This is a genomic window from Streptomyces sp. NPDC042638 (genome assembly GCF_040647235.1).
Lineage (GTDB): Bacteria > Actinomycetota > Actinomycetes > Streptomycetales > Streptomycetaceae > Streptomyces > Streptomyces rameus.
Genome location: NZ_JBEZBT010000044.1, coordinates 16,545 through 35,765, shown reverse-complemented (window position 1 = coordinate 35,765; position 19,221 = coordinate 16,545). Strand labels below are relative to the sequence as shown.

General features: G+C 71.9%; 10 protein-coding genes and 1 pseudogene. 8 read left to right on the top strand and 3 right to left on the bottom strand.

What is annotated here, in order from left to right; all coding sequences use genetic code 11:
* Positions 1-94: 94 nt before the first annotated feature.
* Complete coding sequence (locus tag AB0B40_RS28420; RefSeq protein ID WP_345059290.1) at positions 95-748, bottom strand: TetR family transcriptional regulator; 654 nt, start codon at positions 746-748, stop codon at positions 95-97.
* Between the two features lie 160 nt (positions 749-908).
* On the opposite strand from AB0B40_RS28420, the gene AB0B40_RS28415 reads away from it, so the two are divergent.
* The 4 genes from AB0B40_RS28415 to AB0B40_RS28400 all read left to right on the top strand — a co-directional run bounded on the left by AB0B40_RS28415 (position 909) and on the right by AB0B40_RS28400 (position 11,191).
* The gene (locus tag AB0B40_RS28415; protein ID WP_362266267.1) at positions 909-1,694 is read left to right on the top strand and encodes an SDR family oxidoreductase; all 786 of its coding nucleotides are present in this window, start codon (positions 909-911) and stop codon (positions 1,692-1,694) included.
* Between the two features lie 387 nt (positions 1,695-2,081).
* The gene (locus AB0B40_RS28410) at positions 2,082-3,119 is read left to right on the top strand and encodes a hypothetical protein (protein WP_345059286.1); all 1,038 of its coding nucleotides are present in this window, start codon (positions 2,082-2,084) and stop codon (positions 3,117-3,119) included.
* A gap of 1,090 nt (positions 3,120-4,209) precedes the next feature.
* The gene (locus tag AB0B40_RS28405) at positions 4,210-6,489 is read left to right on the top strand and encodes a hypothetical protein (RefSeq protein ID WP_362266265.1); all 2,280 of its coding nucleotides are present in this window, start codon (positions 4,210-4,212) and stop codon (positions 6,487-6,489) included.
* A 52-nt stretch (positions 6,490-6,541) separates the two neighbouring features.
* Positions 6,542-11,191 (top strand): hypothetical protein, encoded by a 4,650-nt coding sequence (locus AB0B40_RS28400; protein WP_362266263.1) that lies wholly within the window; start codon positions 6,542-6,544, stop codon positions 11,189-11,191.
* A gap of 39 nt (positions 11,192-11,230) precedes the next feature.
* On the opposite strand, the gene AB0B40_RS28395 is transcribed toward AB0B40_RS28400, so the two are convergent.
* A complete protein-coding gene (locus AB0B40_RS28395) occupies positions 11,231-11,935 on the bottom strand; it encodes an SDR family oxidoreductase (protein WP_345059280.1) in 705 nt (234 codons plus the stop codon).
* Positions 11,936-12,788: 853 nt separating this feature from the next.
* On the opposite strand from AB0B40_RS28395, the gene AB0B40_RS28390 reads away from it, so the two are divergent.
* From AB0B40_RS28390 to AB0B40_RS28375, 4 genes and pseudogenes are all read left to right on the top strand, one after another.
* On the top strand, positions 12,789-13,586 hold the full coding sequence (locus tag AB0B40_RS28390) for an SAM-dependent methyltransferase (RefSeq protein WP_362266261.1): 798 nt from the start codon (positions 12,789-12,791) through the stop codon (positions 13,584-13,586).
* A 305-nt stretch (positions 13,587-13,891) separates the two neighbouring features.
* On the top strand, positions 13,892-15,355 hold the full coding sequence (locus AB0B40_RS28385; RefSeq protein WP_362266259.1) for a solute carrier family 23 protein: 1,464 nt from the start codon (positions 13,892-13,894) through the stop codon (positions 15,353-15,355).
* 53 nt (positions 15,356-15,408) lie between these two features.
* A pseudogene (locus AB0B40_RS28380) lies at positions 15,409-16,779 on the top strand (amidohydrolase family protein); the annotation flags it as partial.
* A gap of 293 nt (positions 16,780-17,072) precedes the next feature.
* On the top strand, positions 17,073-17,783 hold the full coding sequence (locus tag AB0B40_RS28375) for a sulfite exporter TauE/SafE family protein (protein WP_345059276.1): 711 nt from the start codon (positions 17,073-17,075) through the stop codon (positions 17,781-17,783).
* Positions 17,784-17,811: 28 nt separating this feature from the next.
* On the opposite strand, the gene AB0B40_RS28370 is transcribed toward AB0B40_RS28375, so the two are convergent.
* Positions 17,812-18,927: a LacI family DNA-binding transcriptional regulator gene (locus AB0B40_RS28370; RefSeq protein ID WP_345059274.1), complete on the bottom strand. Its 1,116-nt coding sequence runs from the start codon at positions 18,925-18,927 to the stop codon at positions 17,812-17,814.
* Positions 18,928-19,221 lie beyond the last annotated feature (294 nt).

Here is a 19,221-nt window from a genome sequence, read left to right as displayed (position 1 = left end):
GGGGCAGCTCCAGGCGACGCGGTGTCACGTCCTCCTCACGGGTGCGCGGCGCGGGCCACGGGCCCTCGGACGACGCGGTGTCATACCGGAACGATCAGTCAGCCCTGTCGTCATCCGCCGGCCGCAACGCGTCCATCCCGCCCAGGAGTTGCCGCAGGCACCGGAGCGCGAGCGCGGCCGGGGAGCCCTCGCCCGTGACACCGGCTCCCGTGCCGGACCAGGTCTCCAGAGCGATGCGGATCGCGTCCGTGGCCGCCGCTGCGACCAGGCGCACCTGCAACGCTTCGAGCCGCCCGTCCGCGAGCCGGGCGACGACCGGGACAAGCCGCTCCTCGGACTCCTGGTTCACCCGGTACCACACCGCGCGCAACGCGGGATCGTCCGCTGCCGCCCGCAGCAGCCCCCGGGTCCTCAGCAGCGCCTCGGCAGCCTCCTCGTCCGGCGCCGCCAGCGACCGCTCCACCGCCGCCTCCAGGGCCCGGGACAGTCCGGCACCGGGCTCGGCCGCCTCCAGCAGTGCCCGCCACCGGTCGGCTCCGTCCGCGAGCAGGGGGCTCACCGCGTCCTGCTTGGAGCGGAAGTAACGGTAGAACGTCCGCAGCGCCACGCCCGCGTGCCGGGCGATCTCCTCGGCGGTGGTCGCGTCCGGCCCCCGCTCGGCGAACAACCCGGCCGCCGCGTGGGCGATGTCGAGCTGGGTCGCGGCCTTGCGGCGTTCGGTCAGCGAGGAGGACGGCTTGGTGCTCACCCGAGAAGGGTACGACCCGGGGGCGAGGACCGGCATGCAGTGCCGTGATGGCAAAACGTGCCACTTCGGCGTAACGTGAAGACATCGGCACGCCGGACGGCAAGGGAACCGGCGTCGCACAGACCCCGCCGTGTCACCGGCGGGCCGGGCAGGAGAACACATGAACCGCTACGAAGGCCGCCGCGTGCTGATCACCGGAGGCGGATCCGGCATCGGCCAGGCCACCGTGCTGCGCATCCTCGCCGAGGGCGGCAGCGTGGTGGCCGCGGACGTGAGCGAACGGGGGCTGCTGGACACCGCGGAGAAGGCCGCCGCGCACGGGGACCGCCTCACCACCCTCGTCATGGACATCTCCGACGAGGACTCCGTTCGCGCCGGCGCCGCCGCCGCGACCGGCTCGCTCGGCGGCCTGGACGTGCTCGTCAACGCCGCCGGGATCCTGCGCTCCTCGCACACCCACCGGACGAGCCTCGCGGAGTTCACCCGCGTACTGCAGGTGAACCTCGTCGGCACCTTCCTCGTGACCCGCGAGGCCATACCGGCCCTGCTGGCGGGCCAGGACGCGGCGGTCGTCAACTTCAGCTCCACGTCGGCCGCGTTCGCGCATCCCTACATGGCGGCGTACGCGGCGAGCAAGGGCGGCATCCAGTCGATGACACACGCGCTCGCCGCCGAGTACGCCGGTCAGGGCATCCGGTTCACCGCCGTCCAGCCCGGCTCCATCTCCAGCGGGATGACCGACGGCAGCGGCGCCAGCGGGCAGAGCAGCGGGCCGGGGCTGCCCGCCGATGCCGACATGCGCCTGTTCGCGAAGCTCTCCCCCGCCCTGGGCCAGGGGTTCGCCGGCCCGGAGACGGTCGCGTCCGTGGTGGCGATGCTCGGCTCCCGGGACGGCGCGTTCATCACCGGCACGGAGATCCGCGTCGACGGCGGCACGCACTTCTGACGCCGCCGGCCCTGGCGCGGGCCCGGCACCCGGCACCCGGCACCCCGCGCACCTCACGCTCCGGGTCGGAGGCAGGGGTCAGCTGTCAGGCGGGTCAGGTGTCAGGTCAACGCGGCTACCCACGGGCCCACTTGCCGTTTCTCCGGCGGCGCGGTGCGGGGCGCGTCGGCCGACGTGGACCGCGTCCGCCCGACCGGTCGGAAGCGGTCGTGGTCCACGCCCCATCCGGATGCGGGGGCGGCCCCGATGGGGCCACCATGGAGGTACAGGCGAAGGTGGTACGGCGACGAGGATTCTCGGTCGCTCCGGGGCCGAGGTCACGGGCTCCCGAGGTCTTCGCCGCCGGGATCCTGTCTCCCCGGAACCGGCCGGACCCTGGAGCTCACCATGGCGATCTTCCCCGACCTGAAGTCCGACCTGCTCGCCCCTGACGCGGCTCTGCAACAGGCACTCGACACCGCGTTGGCCGCCGCCCCGCAAGGGCTGAGCAGCGTGCCCCTGGGCATCGTCGCGCTCAATGACTCCGCGCCCCACGGCTTCGCCGGACAGCTCGAGAGAGAAATCCATTTCTCCGCGAGCCTGCTCAAGGCGACGTCGATGTGGGCGTCCTTCGAGCTTCTGCGAGCCGCCAACGAACTCGTCGCCGAAAAGCAACCTCAGCCCGGCGACGTCGTCCCACTTCTGCACAGCGAATTCGACGACATCATCAACGACGTCCGCGTGGCACAGCTCACCGGCGTCAACCTCACGGGGTTCATACTGCCCCAGTGGGACAAGCTCTTCACGACGCAGGCGGATTCCACGGTCACGTTCTCCACGAACTTCCAGACCAGTCTCACCGGTTCCATCGCCGACGGCGACGATGTGGCCACGGGCGCCGTGGTGCACGGTGCCGGCTTCGGTTATCTCACCGAAGGGGCCGCCACCGCGGGATTCTTCGACGAAACCGCCACCGACACGCCCCGGACCGCCGACGGGATGTGGCTGTGCGGCGACTACGCCAACGGGTTTCCGCCCCAGCGCATCCCGTGTGTCAACGACACGCCCACCGCGCAGGGAACGTCCGTCCGGCAGATGGCCCGGCTGTTCACCTTCCTGGCCGGCGACGCGCCCCTGGTCGACGGAACGAGCGACGATGCCATGCGGGATCTCCTGACCAAGGCCGTGGAGCGCGGGCACACCTTCCTGGACCGTGACCCGACCGTGCAGTTCCGGCTGCTGCAATCGAAGATCGGCCTCGGCTCCGTCCACACCGGTACTCCCAGTCAGCAGACGGTGGCATCCGAAGCGGCGATCGTCCGGGAGAACTCCACGGGAAGCCGGTTCGTCCTCCTCTTCCAGAACCTGGCGTTCGCCAACAACGCGTCTCTCAAACCGGTTTCCCAGGTATTCGACGCCGCGATCGCGGCATTCCTCTTTCCCTGAGGCGGCCGCCTGTGCGTATGCCGGCCGAGTCGCTCCCCATGCGAAGGGCTCGCGCTCCTCGTGTGTCCCGGGGCGACAGCCCTCGTGCCGCAGCCCGGTGGCGGGGATCCTCCACCGGAGTGAGCATGGAAGAGAGGTGAGCGGCGTCGCCGCGGTTCCTGCCTCTCACGACCTCCCATGAGGCGTTCACCATGTCTTTCGATCCCCCTCCTTCCGTCACGCTGCGCCTGTGGTGCGAAATGCGGAACCATCCTGGCGGCGACCACGGCGGCGACCACGGTGACGACCATCATGGTCACCCCGGCGGGGGCTTCGGCGGCGACCGAGGAGGAGGTTGGAGGCGGCCTCCTCCTGACCCGGGCCCCGGCCCCGACGGGCCCCCGCACCCCGAACCGCACGACGAGGACGTCGCGGAGGGGCCGTTCCGGGTGGTGCGGCCGGCGGACATGCTCGTCGCCGACATAGACCTCGTCAACCTGAGATTCGACGGCCGCCGCCTCGTGCGGCGGGTTCCGGATGCGCCCACCCTCATCCTCGTCGGGCTGCCGCCGCAGCATGTGCTGGAGGAGGTTCCCGCACCGTTGAACACCGTCGTCGCCGCCCTTCGTCCCATGGAGGCGGCGACCACGGGCCCGACCCGGCTGGCCTTCTCGGTACCGGCGGACATCGACGGCCTGGAACTGTCACTGGCGTCGCTGCTCGACTGGGCGCGTCTGGTGCCGATGACGGTGCCGGAGGGCCTGCGGGCCCCCGACGCGGCGGGATCGACGGTTTTCCAGGGTATCCCCAGAAGCGTCATCGAGTTCCCCACCCGGCTGCTGATCACCTACGACGAGCCCGTGGACTGGGTGGGTGTGCGGGAGCCCCAACCAGTGGACGGCCGCACCGCGTTGTGGCACGCCCGGCTGCACGGCGCACGGGACGGTGACGTACTGCTGAGGGCCTTCGCGACGGTCCCGAACGGGAGTGGACCGACCGCGAACAACCCGCTGACCATCGAGAAGCTGGAGGACGTCGTCACCCTCACCAGCCGGGCCGAGCTGCCCGGCCCGGGGGCGGCAGCCCGCCCATCGAGGTGCCCAGCGCGCCGTTGCACGCCGAGCACCTCATCGTCACGCCTCTGGGCGCATCCGCCCACTTGCACGGCGCCTGGGAGCAGCTGTCGCCGACCTCGCGGAGCCGACTCGAAGAACTCGGCAGACGCCTCCCGAATCTGCTGTCATACGACCACATCACAGGTCTGGGGCGTGACCAGTACGTACGCGTCGTCAGCCGCGGCCACCTGTGCACCGGTCATGAGGCCCAGCTCGAGTCGGAGCTCAGACGGGTGTTCGTCGCGCGACCGAACGACGGAATCGTCGCCTACCTCCAACGAGAGGACCGCGTCATCGTCAAGCAGCCGGAGCTCCCCTACGGATCGGATACCGGTTTCACGCACGCGGGACGTGAGATGCCCTTCCGTGCGCTGCGCATCACCGACCGTGTCACCCCGCCGCTTCGGCAGCCGGTGTCTGACAGCGATGCTTTCTGGGTGGCCGTCCAAAGCACTGGCGACGACTACGAGTTCACCCTGATCGGCACGGATCACGAGGATCGTAAGGTCAGCTTCACCATGCCGCTGGTGTACGTCCCCGACGGTCTGGACAAGGCCACGGCGGAAGCGCAGTTGAAGAATCTGTACGCGGGAGACCTGAACGCGGCGAATCCGAGTACGGTCGACCGGAAGCTGATGAGCCGCATGAACCGGCCGATGGGCGGCCAGGTGATCGCCCTGGCGCAGCCACCGCCCGGAGCTCCCGGCAGCACGAGCCACGCGGTCGGCAAGCTGACCTTCGGGCTGGGGGTCACGGGTCCTGCGGCCCACCCCGTGGTCGGACTGCCCCATGTATCCGCCGCGGAGGTACGTGTTCCGGCCGTCGAGCAGTTCGCTCCGAACGCCGGTTACCTCGCGGTCGGGTTCAACGACACGTTCCTCCAGCAGACCATGGAGAACCATCCGGCGGGCGCGTACCTGAATCTGAAGGAGGCAGTCAGCCTCACCTTCGGGGCGGCGAAGGCCGGCGGAATCGCCAGCCCCAACGCCGCGGTCGAGCTGATCACCAGCCAGGCGGGCGTCATTCCGAACGTCTTCAAGACGGGCCAAGCCGGAGAAGTCGTCGGCGCCCTTGACCTCAAGGACATCAGGGCGGCCTTCGGCAAGGCGAAACTGCTCGGCTTCATCGACCTCAGCCGGTACCTGCAGAACATCGCCAAGGAGAGCCTCGGCACTCTGCGGCAGCTCGGCGACGACCAGATCGAGGCCATCCTGCGCGCCCCCGACGGCCTGCTGCCCACACCCGTGCTACGTATCCGCGACCTGGCCGACGGGCAGGGCAAGGAACTGCGTTACGTGTGGAAGACCACGTTGGGGAAGCCGGACGCACAGCCGGGCGACCAGTCCAAGGACATCCTCGATGTGTCCGGTGCGGTGCTGACCCTGGATGCCCGGACCGTCCGCGCGAAAGACGCCGTCGACAAGGCCACCGTGGAGGGAAGACTGACCAACTTCGCGCTGGACTTCAGCGGAATGGTCCGAGTGAAGATCGCCGACCTGAGCTTCAGGACGGGGCCGGGGAGGAAACCCGATGTCACGGCCTCCGGTCTGGAACTGGAATTCAGGAACGAGCTGGAATTCATCAACAGTCTGCGCAGCGCCCTGCCCGCCGACGCTTTCGGCGGCGGCGCGTACATCGATGTACAGCCCAGCGGCGTCCGTGCGGGCTACAGACTCGCGCTTCCCGCCATCGGTGTCGGCGTCTTCAGCCTCTCGAACGTCTCACTGGGCGCCGAGCTGGTGATCCCCTTCGACGGCAATCCGGTCTCGTTCCGCTTCTCGGTCTCCGAGCGGACGCATCCCTTCAACGTCGCCGTCTCCCTGTTCGGTGGCGGCGGCTACTTCTCCATGCTGGTCGACGCGAAAGGCGTACAGCGGATCGAGGGCGCCATCGAGTTCGGCGGCAGCGCGGCACTGGACCTCGGTGTCGCCAGTGGCGGCGTGTCGGTCATGGCGGGCATCCACTTCGAGTTCGACGCAGCCGCCGACAGGGTCTCCCTGGGCGGGTACCTGCGGTGCAACGGGTTCCTGTGCGTGCTGGGCATCATCACGGTGTCCGTCGAGTTCTATCTCGAGCTCGCATACGAGAAACACGGTCACGAGTCGGTGGTCCGCGGCAAGGGCACTCTCACGGTCAGCGTGCGGATCGCCTTCTTCAGCAAGTCCGTCTCGCTCGAGCTCGAGCGGAGCTTCTCCGGCGCGCCGGGCGACCCCGCCTTCGCCGACTGCGTCCTGCCCCACCACTGGCACGAGTACTGCGCGGCGTTCGCCGCGTAAGACCCGACGGTCTTGTGAGCCCCTGCGAGCCCTGTGAGCGAGGGAGACGACCATGCCGTTCGAACAGCACATCAACTGGACCGTTCTCCCCGCCGGGCTCTCGGAGGACGGGACCCAGGTCCGGGTGTCGGTGTTCGTCGCCCCCCGGCTGACAACGACCGACAAGCCCCAGGAGGGTCAGCCGCCCGGCCAGCCGGATCTCAGCACGCTCGAGCGCTTCCCCGACTTCGTCAGCTGGCCGGAAAGGGTCCAGGGGGCGACCTTCGAGTTCGCCACCGGGGAAGACGCTTCCGCCTCGTCCACGTCCTTCACCGGACAGCTCGATCCGCAAGGGCCGGTTCCTGACGGGAACCTGTGGAAGAAGCTTTTCAACAAGGACACTCCGCTGGAGTTGTTCGTCTTCAAGAGCACGAACATGAATGAATGCCGTACCTACTCGGCCAGGACAGTCGGCAAATTCACCAGGCAGACCTACGCCGAGGCGGCCAAGATGTCGCCCGAGAGACCGCCCGGGCCAGGGGAGACGCTGCGTTCGCTCAGGACCGTCGCACCAGGCGGCGGCGTCGCGTCGGAGAGGGCCATGGCCGACGCACTGGCTCCCCTGGTCGGCTTCCACACGATGCCGAGGCCGCCCACGCTGGCCGGTGAGGAGCCCTCCCGACTGCCGCCGACGGAGTTGTCGCATCCCGACTTCCACCAGATGCTCACCTCGCTCGGCGACCACCCGGTGCTGCTGCGGCGCCTCGGACTGGTCCTGGACTTCCTCCTGCCGGCCGACCGGCTGCCCGTCTCCTCGGGCGAGCGGTTCCTGACCGTCACTCCCCACTGGACCGAACCGCACGCGGACTCGCACGACGTGTCACCCCACACGTTCTACGTCTTCCTCCCGGACCGCCACGCCTTCGTCCCCGGAGCCAAGTCCCGTACGGCAGCCGACCCGCTGGCGCCACCGTCCCGCGGCCTGGTGGCCTTGCCCGAGGAGGACTTCTCCCTCGAACAGGCCGACATCGACGGCGCCGCGCTCAAGATCGCGTCGCACCTCAGGGCGCCGGCCTCCTCGGACGCCGAGGGACCGGCGGACGCAGAGGGCCTGTCACCGGTGCGGACCCACGGGATTTCGCTGGTCAGGGACAACCGGCCGAAGATCCTCAAGGAGGAGCTCGACCGGGCGGTCGACCACGACAGTGCCTTCAACCAAGTGCTCGCGAACGCGAGGGGCGCGGCGCGGGACCCGCAGGCCCCAGGAGCCGCACCTCCGCCCCCGCCCGCCCCCGAGCTGGTGGCCGAGGATCTGGTCCGCGGCCATCGGATGGACGTCTGGGACGAGGAACGGCAGCGCTGGTTCTCGCTGCACGAGCGCGAGGTGGAGTACCGGCAGCAGAATGGCGGAGCACTCCTGCTCACCGCCTCCGACGAAGGCTTCTTCCAGGCCGCCCTGATCTCCCCACCGCCCCAGATGGGTGACGACAAGCCCTTCGTGCCCGAACAGCTGGTCACTTGGGACGGATGGTCGCTGTCCGCGTCCCGCCCGGGCCTGGTTCTGGACATCGATGAGGGATCGGCCGACGCCAACCGGCCCCCCAACCAGCCGGTCGAGGTCACGAACAAGGCGATGACGGCACTGCCGCTGGAGATCACGTCGAAGGTGCGGCCCGGCTCGCTGCCCAGACTGCGGTTCGGCCACCAGTACCGAGTGCGGCTGCGCACCGTCGACCTGGCGGGCAACGGCCCCACCCTGGCGGAGGCCGATGCCCTGATGGACCAGAAGGACCTGGCCCTCCCCGGTGACGGGCCGCTGGTCTTCCAGAGGTACGAGGCCGTCCCCGCGCCCGCCGTGGCCCCCAGACTGCCGCTCGGGGAAGGCGCGTCGGCCTTCCGGATGGTGATCCGGAGCAGCCCGGGGTCCGGACCGCCCCCGACTGCTCCCCCCGGCCCTCCGCCGGGTCAGGTGACGGTCATCCTGGCCAATGTGCGGTTCGGCGAGACCAACGGCGACGTCCGCACCGTCCAGGAGGCCCTCGTCGCCCAGGGCCACAGCCTTCCGCACGGCGTGGACGGGGTCTTCCTCGACGAGACCAGGGACGCCTACGCCGCCGAGCAGCGGGCACAGGGGCTCAGGGGGAGTGACGCCGACGGAGATCCCGGTTGTCGGTCCCTCACCGAACTCGGCCGCAAGAGCGGCTTCGCGGTCGACTGTGCCGCAGGCCCCGGAGCCGCCGTTGATCACGGAGCCGCCGACGCCGGGGACACGGGTAGTTCAGCGGAGCAGTACGCCGCGGACTTCAACCGGTCGCGGCTGGTCACCGTGGAAGGACACGTCCCGTACCAGGGGGTCGACGAACGCCATGTGGTGGCACCGAAGGCGGCGCTGCGCTGTGTCGAGTGGCACGGCCTGCTGGACGAGGCCATCGGCTCCACCGATCAGCGTGCCCAGGACGCGGTCTACGAGCTGGCCGGACGGGAGAGCGGCTCGCTGAACGATCCGTCCCTTCCGGGTGTGCGCCTGGAGCCGATCCCGTCCCCGGCGGCGGACCCCAGGAACCCGGCGGTGACCGCCCTGCACACGGGCGACCAGGTCGACGTGCCCTATCTGCGGGATCCGTTCGGCACGGGAGCCGTCCTCCTCGACCTGCCGGGCATGCCTGCCGGGAAGCCCTTCGTGGTTCCCTGGGACGGGGATGTGTGGCACCACCCCAGGTCCTTCCGGCTGAGGCTGGCCGAGGGCACCGAGCCGCCTCGCTTCGACGAGGCGTCCAGGGTGCTGACGGTGTCGCTGCAGAAGGGCGCCGTGGCCACCGTCCGGTTGTGCTCCGCGATCGACTTCGACGAGAAGGTCATGGGCATGGCCTCGTGGTGCCGGGAAGTGCCGACGCCGGCGCCGGGGCTCGCGCCGGAGACGGCGGCGGACGCGGCGGCGAGGCAAGCGGCAGAGCTGCGGAGAACCGACCACGTCATGGAACTGGCCGCGGCCGGCCGGCACTGGATGTTCACGCCCTACCAGGAGCTGACGCTCGTCCACGCGGTTCAACGGCCTCTGCGCAAACCGGTGTTGGACTTGTCACCCACGGCGACGCCGCGCGCCCCCGACGCCACCGCCGAGCACCTCGCCGGCACCATCGCACTGGACGAGGACAGTACGGACCGGATCGACCTGGTCGCCGAGTGGACCGAGGTGACGGACGCCGGGCCCACGGGCCGCGCTACCCGGGAAATGGCCGTCCCGGTGTTCGACCTGCTGACGGCGAGGCTGAGCCGGGAGGACGTCCCCGGCAATGACCCGGCCGTCCTGCAGAACGGCATCCTGACCTTCAGCACCAAGGCGGCCGAGGACGCGGCGAAGGCGGCCACGGACCAGGCGAAGACGCTCGAGGAAACGGCCACGACCGCCGAGGACAAGGCGAAGGCGGATGTGCTCAGGATCCCGCCCGGACCCGCGAAGCACGAGTTCGGCGACACCAAACACCGGAAGGTGAACTACCGCCCGGTGGCCGGCAGCAGGTTCGCGGACTACTTCCCGCCGCAGTTCGCCGCGCCCGGCGAGAGCGCGCTGACCATACGGGGAGAGGCGACGGAGCACTCGGTGCCGAGCAGCGCGGCGCCCACGGCACCACGGCTGCTGTACTGCGTACCCACCCTCGCCCTGGAGCACGTCGACGGACCGTCCGGCACCATCATCCACCGCCGACGGGGCGGCGGTGTCCGGGTGTTCCTCGACCGTCACTGGTTCTCCTCCGGCGACGGCGAGCTGCTCGGCGTGGTCCTCGGTGAGCCTCCGGGGGGTGAAACGGCTTCCGTTCGGGATTCCTGGGCCACCCTGATGGGCCGTGACCCCATCCACCGTTCCGCGTCCGTCTTCGCCCCGACCGCGGACACGTTCACCAACGCGGTGCGGCGGTCCGGGAATCTCACCCTCCGCACCTCCTCCGGTCCGCTCGCCGTCACGGTCGTCGGCTTCGCCCCGCAGTTCGACGCGGAGGACATGGGGGGCGGGGCGGACAGGGCGGACAGGGCGGAGTCGGATACGTCGGAGGAGACGGGGGAGACGGGGGACAGGGGTGGCCGCTGGTTCTGCGACCTCGACATCGACACCGGGGACGCCTGCCTGCCCTTCGTCCGGCTCTCCCTGGTCCGCTACCAGCCGGATTCGATCCCCGGAGCCGAGATCTCGTCGGCCGTCCTCGCCGACCTGGTGCGCGTCCTGCCCGACCGGGAACTGACGGTCAGGCCCGGCGAGTCGCTGTCCGTCAGCGTCACCGGCCCCTCCTGGAACCCCGCCGACTCGCCGCCGCCGCAGATCACAGCCACGTTGCAGCGCCGGAACAGCGCCGTCGCCGACGAGGACCTCGGCTGGGTGACGCTCCAGGACACCGCCACGGTACTCACCTCGATCGACGCGGAGTCCTCCCGGACGCCCTTCTACACGGGTCAGGTCCCGGTACCGTCCGTGGGACGCGGGGGGCCACTGCGCCTGATGGTCATCGAGACCGAGGGCATCCGAGCCGACGGCCCCACCCCGCCCACGACCCCAGGGCCGGTCATCTACTGCGACACCGTCAGCCTCCCGCCGGGGCGGGACGACCGGGACCGTCACGACGACGACGATGACGACGGTGGGCGCGGCGGACGCGGTGAGCGCGGTGAGCGCGGTGAGCGCGGTGAGCGCGGTGAGCGCGGCGGGCACGGTGGCCATGACGGTCCTTGACAGGTCATTTCATCGCGCCCTTGGGCGAAACGACAGCCCCTAGGCCGCCAGTTGCGGGTACAGCGCCGCCAAGTCCTTGGACAGTCCGGACTTCACCTGCCTGCTGATGTCGTCGGCCAGCACTTCGTACGCCCCCGCCTCCACGCCGTCGAGCGCGAGCGCGGCGACGCCCTGGGGGCTGGACTTGGGCGCGTCCACGTCCGCGGCCATGTCGGTGTCGATGTAGCCGACGTGCAGACCGGTCACTCCGATGCCCCGCGGAGTCAGCTCCAGCCGCAGCGAGTTCGTCTGCGACCACAGGGCCGCCTTGGTGGCGCTGTAGGAGCCGGCGACGCCGACCCAGGAGAGCACGGAGTGGACGTTGAGGAGGTGTCCGCCGCCGTTGCGCTCGATGATCGGCACGAAGGCCCGGGTGACGAGCAGCGGCCCGAAGAAGTTCGTCTCGAACTCCCGGCGCACGTCGTCGACCGGGGCGTCCAGGAAGGAGCGCGCGCCGAGTGAGATGCCGGCGTTGTTCACCAGGACGGTGACGTCCTGCGCCTGTGCCGCCGCAGCCTCGACGGACCCGGGGTCGGTGACCTCCAGCGCGAGGGGTACGGCGTCGGGATGCGTGACGCTGCGCGGGTCACGGGCCGTGGCGTACACCTTGGCGGCGCCACGCGCGTACAGCTCCTCGACCAGCGCCTTGCCCAGCCCGCGACTGCCGCCGGTGACGAGTGCGACAGAGTTCTTGATCGACGTCATGACGCCTCCAGAGTCGGAAACCGATCGGTTTCCCCCACCGTAAACCGATCGGTTTCCAACGGCAAGCGCGTGCGGACTTCCCACGCCGAGGATTCGGGAACGCCTTCCCGCACAGACGGGCCGGCCGACGGGGTCACCCGCGGCCGGGGCACGACGGGGCGGGGAACGGCCCGAGCGCATGGATTGACCGTTCCCCGCCCCTGCGGTCGGCCCGCCGCCGCTCGGGCGGCCGGGGCGGCGTGCCGGTCCGTGGGGACGACCGGCGGACACACCCGGACCACCGACCCTGTTCACACCCTCCGACGACGGGCGCCTGCGGGCCATCCGGAGAGGACTGGCCGGGTGAGGCACCGCGGGCGGCCGTGGGACCCCGGAACCGGCGCGGGCCGCCTGAGCCCCCGGGGCGACCGACCCCGGAGGTCGGCCGAGCGAGGCGGGCGACACCGGTTTCCCGACGCCGGCCAGGCGATGCACCGGGACACGACCCCAGGGGACCTTGAGGGCCGGCCGGGTGAAGCGCCGCGAGCCACCCTCGGCGACCCCGACGACCACCCAGAACGGCCCCGGGGGCCACCCCGGAGACCCCGAGGACCGGCCAGGTGGAGCACCGCGGACGACCCACCGGGACCCCGATGACCGGCCAGGCGAGGCCCGGGGGGGGCGACCCCTGGGGGAACGTGGACACCGCCGCTGGTCCGACGGGCGGTCGCCCCGTGAGCGACAGTCGCCCCGCGAGGCCCGCCGTCCGCCCGCCGCCCGCCGGAAGTGCCGAACCCGGCAGGCGAGTTGGTATGGCAAGCTGTGCTCGGCCGGTACGCATCCGGGGCAGGCCGGCCGTGGAGAGGAGCGCAGCGTGACGGGGGACGGCTTCGGGGCCGTGGACATCGACACCAGCAGACCGCATCCCGCGCGGATCTACGACTACCTCCTGGGCGGCAAGGACCACTACGAGGTGGACCAGCGGGCGGGTGACGAACTCGCCGCGGCGGCGCCCGAGGCGCGGATCGGCGTACGGGCGAACCGCGCCTTCCTGCAACGCGCCGTCCGCCACGTCGTGGGCACCGGCGTCCGCCAGATCCTGGACATCGGCACCGGGCTGCCCACGTCGCCGAACGTGCACGAGGTCGCCCAGGCGCTGGCGCCGGACGTCCGCGTGGCCTACGTCGACAACGACCCGATCGTCGCCGCGCACGGCAACGCCCTGCTCAGCCGCTCCGGTACGACCCGTATCGTCCTCGGCGACCTGCGCGACCCGCGCTCCGTCCTGGACCACCCCGACGTGCGCGGGCTCATCGACTTCGGCCAGCCGGTCGCCCTGCTCCTCGTCGCCGTCCTGCACTTCCTCTCCGACGCGGACCGGCCCGCCGAGATCGTCGGCACACTGCGCGACGCGCTGCCCGACGGCAGCTTCCTGGTGCTCTCGCACGCCACCGGCGACTTCGCCGACCGCAGCGCCGCCCAGGCCGTGTACACCAAGGCGACCGCCTCCCTGAACCTGCGCGGCCACGCCGAGGTGGAGCGGTTCTTCGACGGCTTCGAACTCCTCGAACCGGGCCTGGCCCAGGTGCCGTTCTGGCGTCCGGACGCCCCGCCGCCGCCCCGGTCCGAGGAGATCGGCTTCTACGGCGGCGTGGCCCGCAAGACCACCTGACCGCCTGACTCCGGCCGACCGGAACCCTGGTTGAGCGTGGGTCAGCCTTCGGAGGGTCGACCAACGTGGGCATCGGCTGACCCGGCGCGCACCCCATGATCACGGCGAACCTGGCCGGCGCGTCCGAAGGGGCGTTGCCGTCTCCCTCCATCACGAGGCATCAGGCCGACCGTGTCCGCCCCCTTGACCGACACCCCCGTGGCACCTCCATACTGACCGCCGAATCGATTGGCCAAATCGATTTGGCCGCCGTCCACGGCCGGATCGTCGAAGCCTGAGCCGAGCGAGCCGAACGGAGCCCGCGCGTGTCCAGTCCCGAACATCCCGTCGTACCCGAGTCCCCGTATCCCGTCGTACCCGAGTCCCCGTATCCCGTCGTACCCGAGTCCCCGCGTCCAGTCCCCCCCGGTGCCGAGCACCCGGTCGACGAGTCCCGGCCCCTCGGCCGGATCCTGCTCTTCGGCGTCCAGCACGTCCTCGTCATGGCGGCGACACCGATCTCCGCGATCTTCCTGATGAGCGCCACCCTCCGGCTGAACCCGGGCGTCACCGTAGATCTGCTCTCGGCCGCCCTGCTGCTCTCCGGCGTCGGATCGCTGATCCAGTCCCTCGGGCCGTGGAAGTTCGGCCCCCGGCTGCCGTTCGTGATGCTGCCCGGCGGCGCGCCACTGATCCTCTTCATGTCCATCGCGCAGCAGCACGGACTGCGCACCGCCACCGGCGCCGTGCTCCTCACCGCCGCGTTCACGTTCCTCGTCCTGCCCGTGTTCACGCGGCTGCTGAGGTTCTTCCCGCCCCTGGTCATCGGCACGATGATCGTGATCGTCGGGGTCAACCTGGTGAAGGTCGGTGCGCTGCTGGTCACCGGGCAGCCCGGGGCGCCCGGCTTCGCGGACCCGGCCCGGCTGGGGCTCGCGTTCGCCACGATCGGCCTGATCGTGCTCTTCACCCGGCTGCTGCGCGGAGTACTGCGCCGGCTCGCGGTAATGCTCGGACTGGCCGCGGGCACGGCTCTCGCCTGCCTCACCGGCCAGGTGCACGCGGGTGCCCTGCTCTCCGGCCAACTGGTGGGCGTGCCCCAACCGTTGCCGTTCGGCACGCCCGTCTTCGACCTCGTCGCCGCGCTGCCCCTGATGCTGTACAGCCTGGCGTCCATGGCGGAGGCGACCGGGCAGACCGTCATCAACGCCGAGGCGGTGGGCAAGGACATCGACATCCGGTCGGACGTACCGCGCACCGTCCGCGGGGACGCCCTCACCTCACTGCTCGGCGGCTTCTTCGGGCTGCCGTTGATGGTCACCAGCGGGGAGAACATCGGCATCGTCAGGGTCACCGGGGTGCGCAGCCGGTACGTCACGGCCGCCGCGGGCGCCGTGCTCGTGGTCCTCGGCTTCCTCACCCCCGTCGCCCGGGCCATCAGCGTCATGCCCTCGGCGGTGGTCGGCGGCGCCGCGATGGCCGTCTTCGCGGTGATCACCGTACTGGGCGTGCAGATGCTGGGGCGGGCGTCGCTGGAGGACCACACGGCCGCGCTCACGTGCGCGGTCGCGCTGGCGCTGGGGCTCCTGCCGGTCCTGGTGCCCGGTGTGTACGCCGGTTTCCCGTCCGGCGTACGGATCCTGCTGGAGAGCGGGGTCGCCGTGGGCGCTCTGACCGCCGCCGTCCTCAACGTGTTCTTCCACCACCTGGGCCGGGGGACCGCCGCCGCCCCCTCCGTCGCCGCCACCGCCGTACCGGCCGAGGCGCCCGGTACGGCCGCCCGCGCGTGAACCACCCCCGGCACCGACGACAGCCCGCCCGTCCGCCCGAACCACGGAGAACCATGACCGAGCTGACCCCGGACCGGCTGCGCCACGACACGCTGCTGCTGGTCCCCGATGTGACGCTGACCCCCGACGGCCCGCTGGACGGGCACGCGGTGGTGGTACGGGACGGCGTGTTCCGCGATGTCGGCCCGGTCGAGCGGGTCGTTCGTACACACCCCTCGCTGACGCCCCTGCCCCTGTCCGGACATGTGCTGATGCCCGGCTTCGTCGACGCCCATCACCATCTGACGCAGAGTTTCGGCGGCGCCCTCGCCTTCGGGGAGCCCTCGGAGATCTTCCGCCGGGTGTGGGTGCCGCTGGAGCGGGCGCTGGACGAGGAGTCGGCGTACGTCGCCGCCAAACTGGCCGTCCTGGAGTCGCTGCGCGGCGGATTCACCACGGTCGCCGAGTCCGGCACCCGCGCCCGGGTCGACGTGGACGTCCTCGCCTCGGCGGCGCGGGACGCGGGCATCCGCTGTGTGCTGGGTCTGGTCTGCAACGACGCCGCGGACGGCACCGGCGAGGACGCCGACTCCCGTGCCGTGCTCGCCGCCGCCGAACGGCATCTGGCCCGCTACGGCGACGACGACCTGGTCCACCCCTCGCTCGCCGTGTCCGTCCCGGAGGCGGCGACCGGGCCGACGCTGGCCGCCACGGCACGTCTGGCCGCCGCCGCGGGGGCCGTCGTCCAGATCCATGTGAACGAGCACCTCGTGGCCGTCGAACGCTCTCTCGTCCGGTACGGGATGCGGCCCCTGGAGTATGTGCACCGGGTCGGCGCGCTCGGTCCGCAACTGCTCGCCGCGCACGCGACGCTGCTCACCCCGGCCGAGGTCACGTTGCTCGCCGACACCGGTGCCGCGGTGAGCTACAACCCGGTCGCCAGCGCCTGGAAGGGCAACGCGGTCGCTCCCGCCACGGCCTTCGCCGAACGCGGCATCAGATTCGGCCTGGGCACGGACGGCACGCGCGGCGACGGCTTCCGCCTCGCGGACGCGGCCGAGTCCGCCCAGCGGCTCACCTACGGTCTGGCCGGTGGCGACTCGTCCTGCGGAGCCGGCTGGACCTGGCTGGAGCGGGCCGGCGCGGGCGGCGCGGACGCGGTCGGGCTCGGCCGGCTCACCGGGCGGGTCGCCGTGGGCCATGCCGCCGACTTCCTGCTCGTGGACGTCAGCGGACCCGAGATGCAGCCGTCCTGGGACCTCCCCTGGGAGCTGGTCCGGCGCGGCAACCGGGACCAGCTCACCGCCGTGTTCGTCGCGGGCCGGCTGCGGCTGTGGCACGGCTGGCCACCGGACTGGGACGGCCCGGCCCTGGTCCGCCGGGCCGCGAAACTGGCCCGGCGGGTGGTCGGACGGGCCGAGGTGACACGGGCCCATCCGACATCGGTGCGGGCGTGGCGCGAGGCGGGGTCCACGCGGCCGGCACACCCGGCGCCGGTGACGGCGGAGCCCGGGCCGGCAGCGGCGGAGGCGACGAGAGCGGCGCCACCAGAGGCAGAGGCAGAGACAACGGCAGAAGCAACGGCAGAGACAGAGACACCGGCAGCGGCAACGGCCTCGGCAGGCCACCCCGCGCCGCGTCCGACCGCGCCTCCCGCCCCCGCCCCCGCCCCAGCCGGCGCCACCGCCTCCACCCCCGGCCTCGCCTCCACCCCGGCCGGTTCCGCCGGAGGCTCGGCGTGACCGGGGGGATGCTCGCCGTACTGGCCCTGACCGTGGCGGCGGCGGCGTTCGTGCAGGGCACCAGCGGGCTGGGCTTCGCGCTGATCGTGGCGCCCGTCGCGGGTCTGCTCGATCCCGGACTGCTGCCCGTGTTCGTGCTGACCTCGATGATCCCGCTGAACCTGTACGTCGCCTGGCGGGAGCGGCACAGCCTCGATCTGCGGGGCGCCCGCTGGATCACGGCCGCGCGGCTGACGGCGACCCCGGCGGGTCTCGCGCTGCTGTGGGTCGTACCGGAGGGCGACCTGGGGACGGTCGTCGGCGCCGCCACGGTGCTGGCGGCGGTGGTGAGCCTCGTCGTGCCCGGTTTCGTGCCGGGGCGCGGCGCCTATGTGGGCGCGGGTGTCGTCACCGGGCTGACCGAGACGGCGACCGGTGTGGGCGGCCCGCCGCTCGCCCTCGTCTACCAGCACCGGCCGCCCGCCGAGCTGCGGGCGACGGTCGCCGTCTGCTTCCTGGTCGGCGAAGTCGCCTCGCTGGCCCTGCTCTTCGCCACCGGCCGGGGCCGGGCGGCGGACATGGGCTGGGCGGTGCTGCTGCTGCCCGCGCTCGCGGCGGGTGCCTGGCTGAGCCGTCTGGTGCACGAGCGCGTCGACGCCAGGAGGATGCGCGCCTTCGTGCTGGCGTTCGCCCTGGTGTCCGGGGTGGTCCTGATCGCGGGCAGCTGAGCCGTAGGGCGGGACGCCGGGCCCCGCCCTACCGCCGCCGCAGGGACGAGGCACGGACGACGAGCCGTGGCCCGGGGGCCGGCACCCCGCGCCCGGCGCCCTTCGCGTCGTCGGCGGGGCCGGCACCGGCCTCGGTCACCACGCCGGTACCGGTGTCGGCCGTCGGCTCCCCGCGGGGACCGCCGGATTGCCCGCTCAGCCGTCCGAGCAGCAGCTCGACCGCGTCCGCCGCGGCCCGGTCCAGGCGCAGGTCGACCGCGGTGAGCGGGGGTTCGCAGGTGCGGGCGCGCAGACCGTCGTAGCGGGTGACGACCATGACGTCGTCGGGGACACGGCGGCCCGTGTCACGCACCGCCCGTACCGCACCGACGGCGAACGCGTCGACGAGCACGCACAGGGCGTCGACGCCGGGATGCTCGGTGAGCAGCGCGGCACACCGGTCGTACCCCGCCTGTTCGCCGCCGTCCTCCGGAGCGGTGGCGATGACCGGGGTCCATCCGTGGGCCTCCGCCGCGCGTTCGTAGGCGGCGCGGGCGTCGACCGAGGAGTGGCGGGTGCCCGCGCCGACGACGAGCGCGGGGCGGCGGGCGCCCTGGGCGCGCAGGTGGTCCAGGAGCAGTTCGACGACCCGGCCGCCGTGCAGGTCGACGTAGGGGGCGTCGTCGTCGGGCGCGGTGGGCCGGCCCAGGGTGACGTACGGCAGCCCCCGCTCGCGCAGTTGGGCCACGGCCGCGTCGTCCGCCGCGGGCTCGACCACGATGGCGCCGTCGATGTCGACGGTGTACAGCGCGGATCCGGACTGCACGGGCGGGATCAGCACCAGCGCGTACTCGTGGACGAGGGCCCGTTCGGCCGCCGCGGCGGCCACCTCCATGTAGAAGCCGAGCCGGGACGGGCCGCCGGCCACCGCGAACGGCATCGAGGAGGCCAGCGCGATGGCCCTCGCCTCGCCGCGGCGCAGCCGCTGGGCGCGCAGATTGGGCCGGTAACCCAGCTCGGCGGCGATCTTCTTGATGCGCTCGCGGGTCCGCGGATCCACCTTGCCGATGCCGTTGAGGGCGTGCGACACCGTCGTCCGGGACACCGATGCGGCCTCGGCCACATCGGCGATGGTGGGCCGGCGGGCGCCGCGCGAGATGGTCATGCGCCCATCTTCCCAACAGCCGTGACCGGTGAACCACCGGGTGACGGCCGGTTTCCGGGCGCGGGAGGGCTCGTTCGGTGTGTCGGGCGCCGCGCACGGCGTCCACCGGCGTCATGGGCTCGCACGACATCCACCAGCGTCACGGGCTCGCACGACATCCACCGGCGGCCCGGCCGCCCACGACGTCCACCGGTGGCCCGGCCGCGCACGACGCCCACCAGCGGCCCGGCCTCCAGCGGGGGGCGGCCTGCGCGGGCGGAGTGCGGCGGGGGCCGCCGGGTGGCCCTCGTGGCG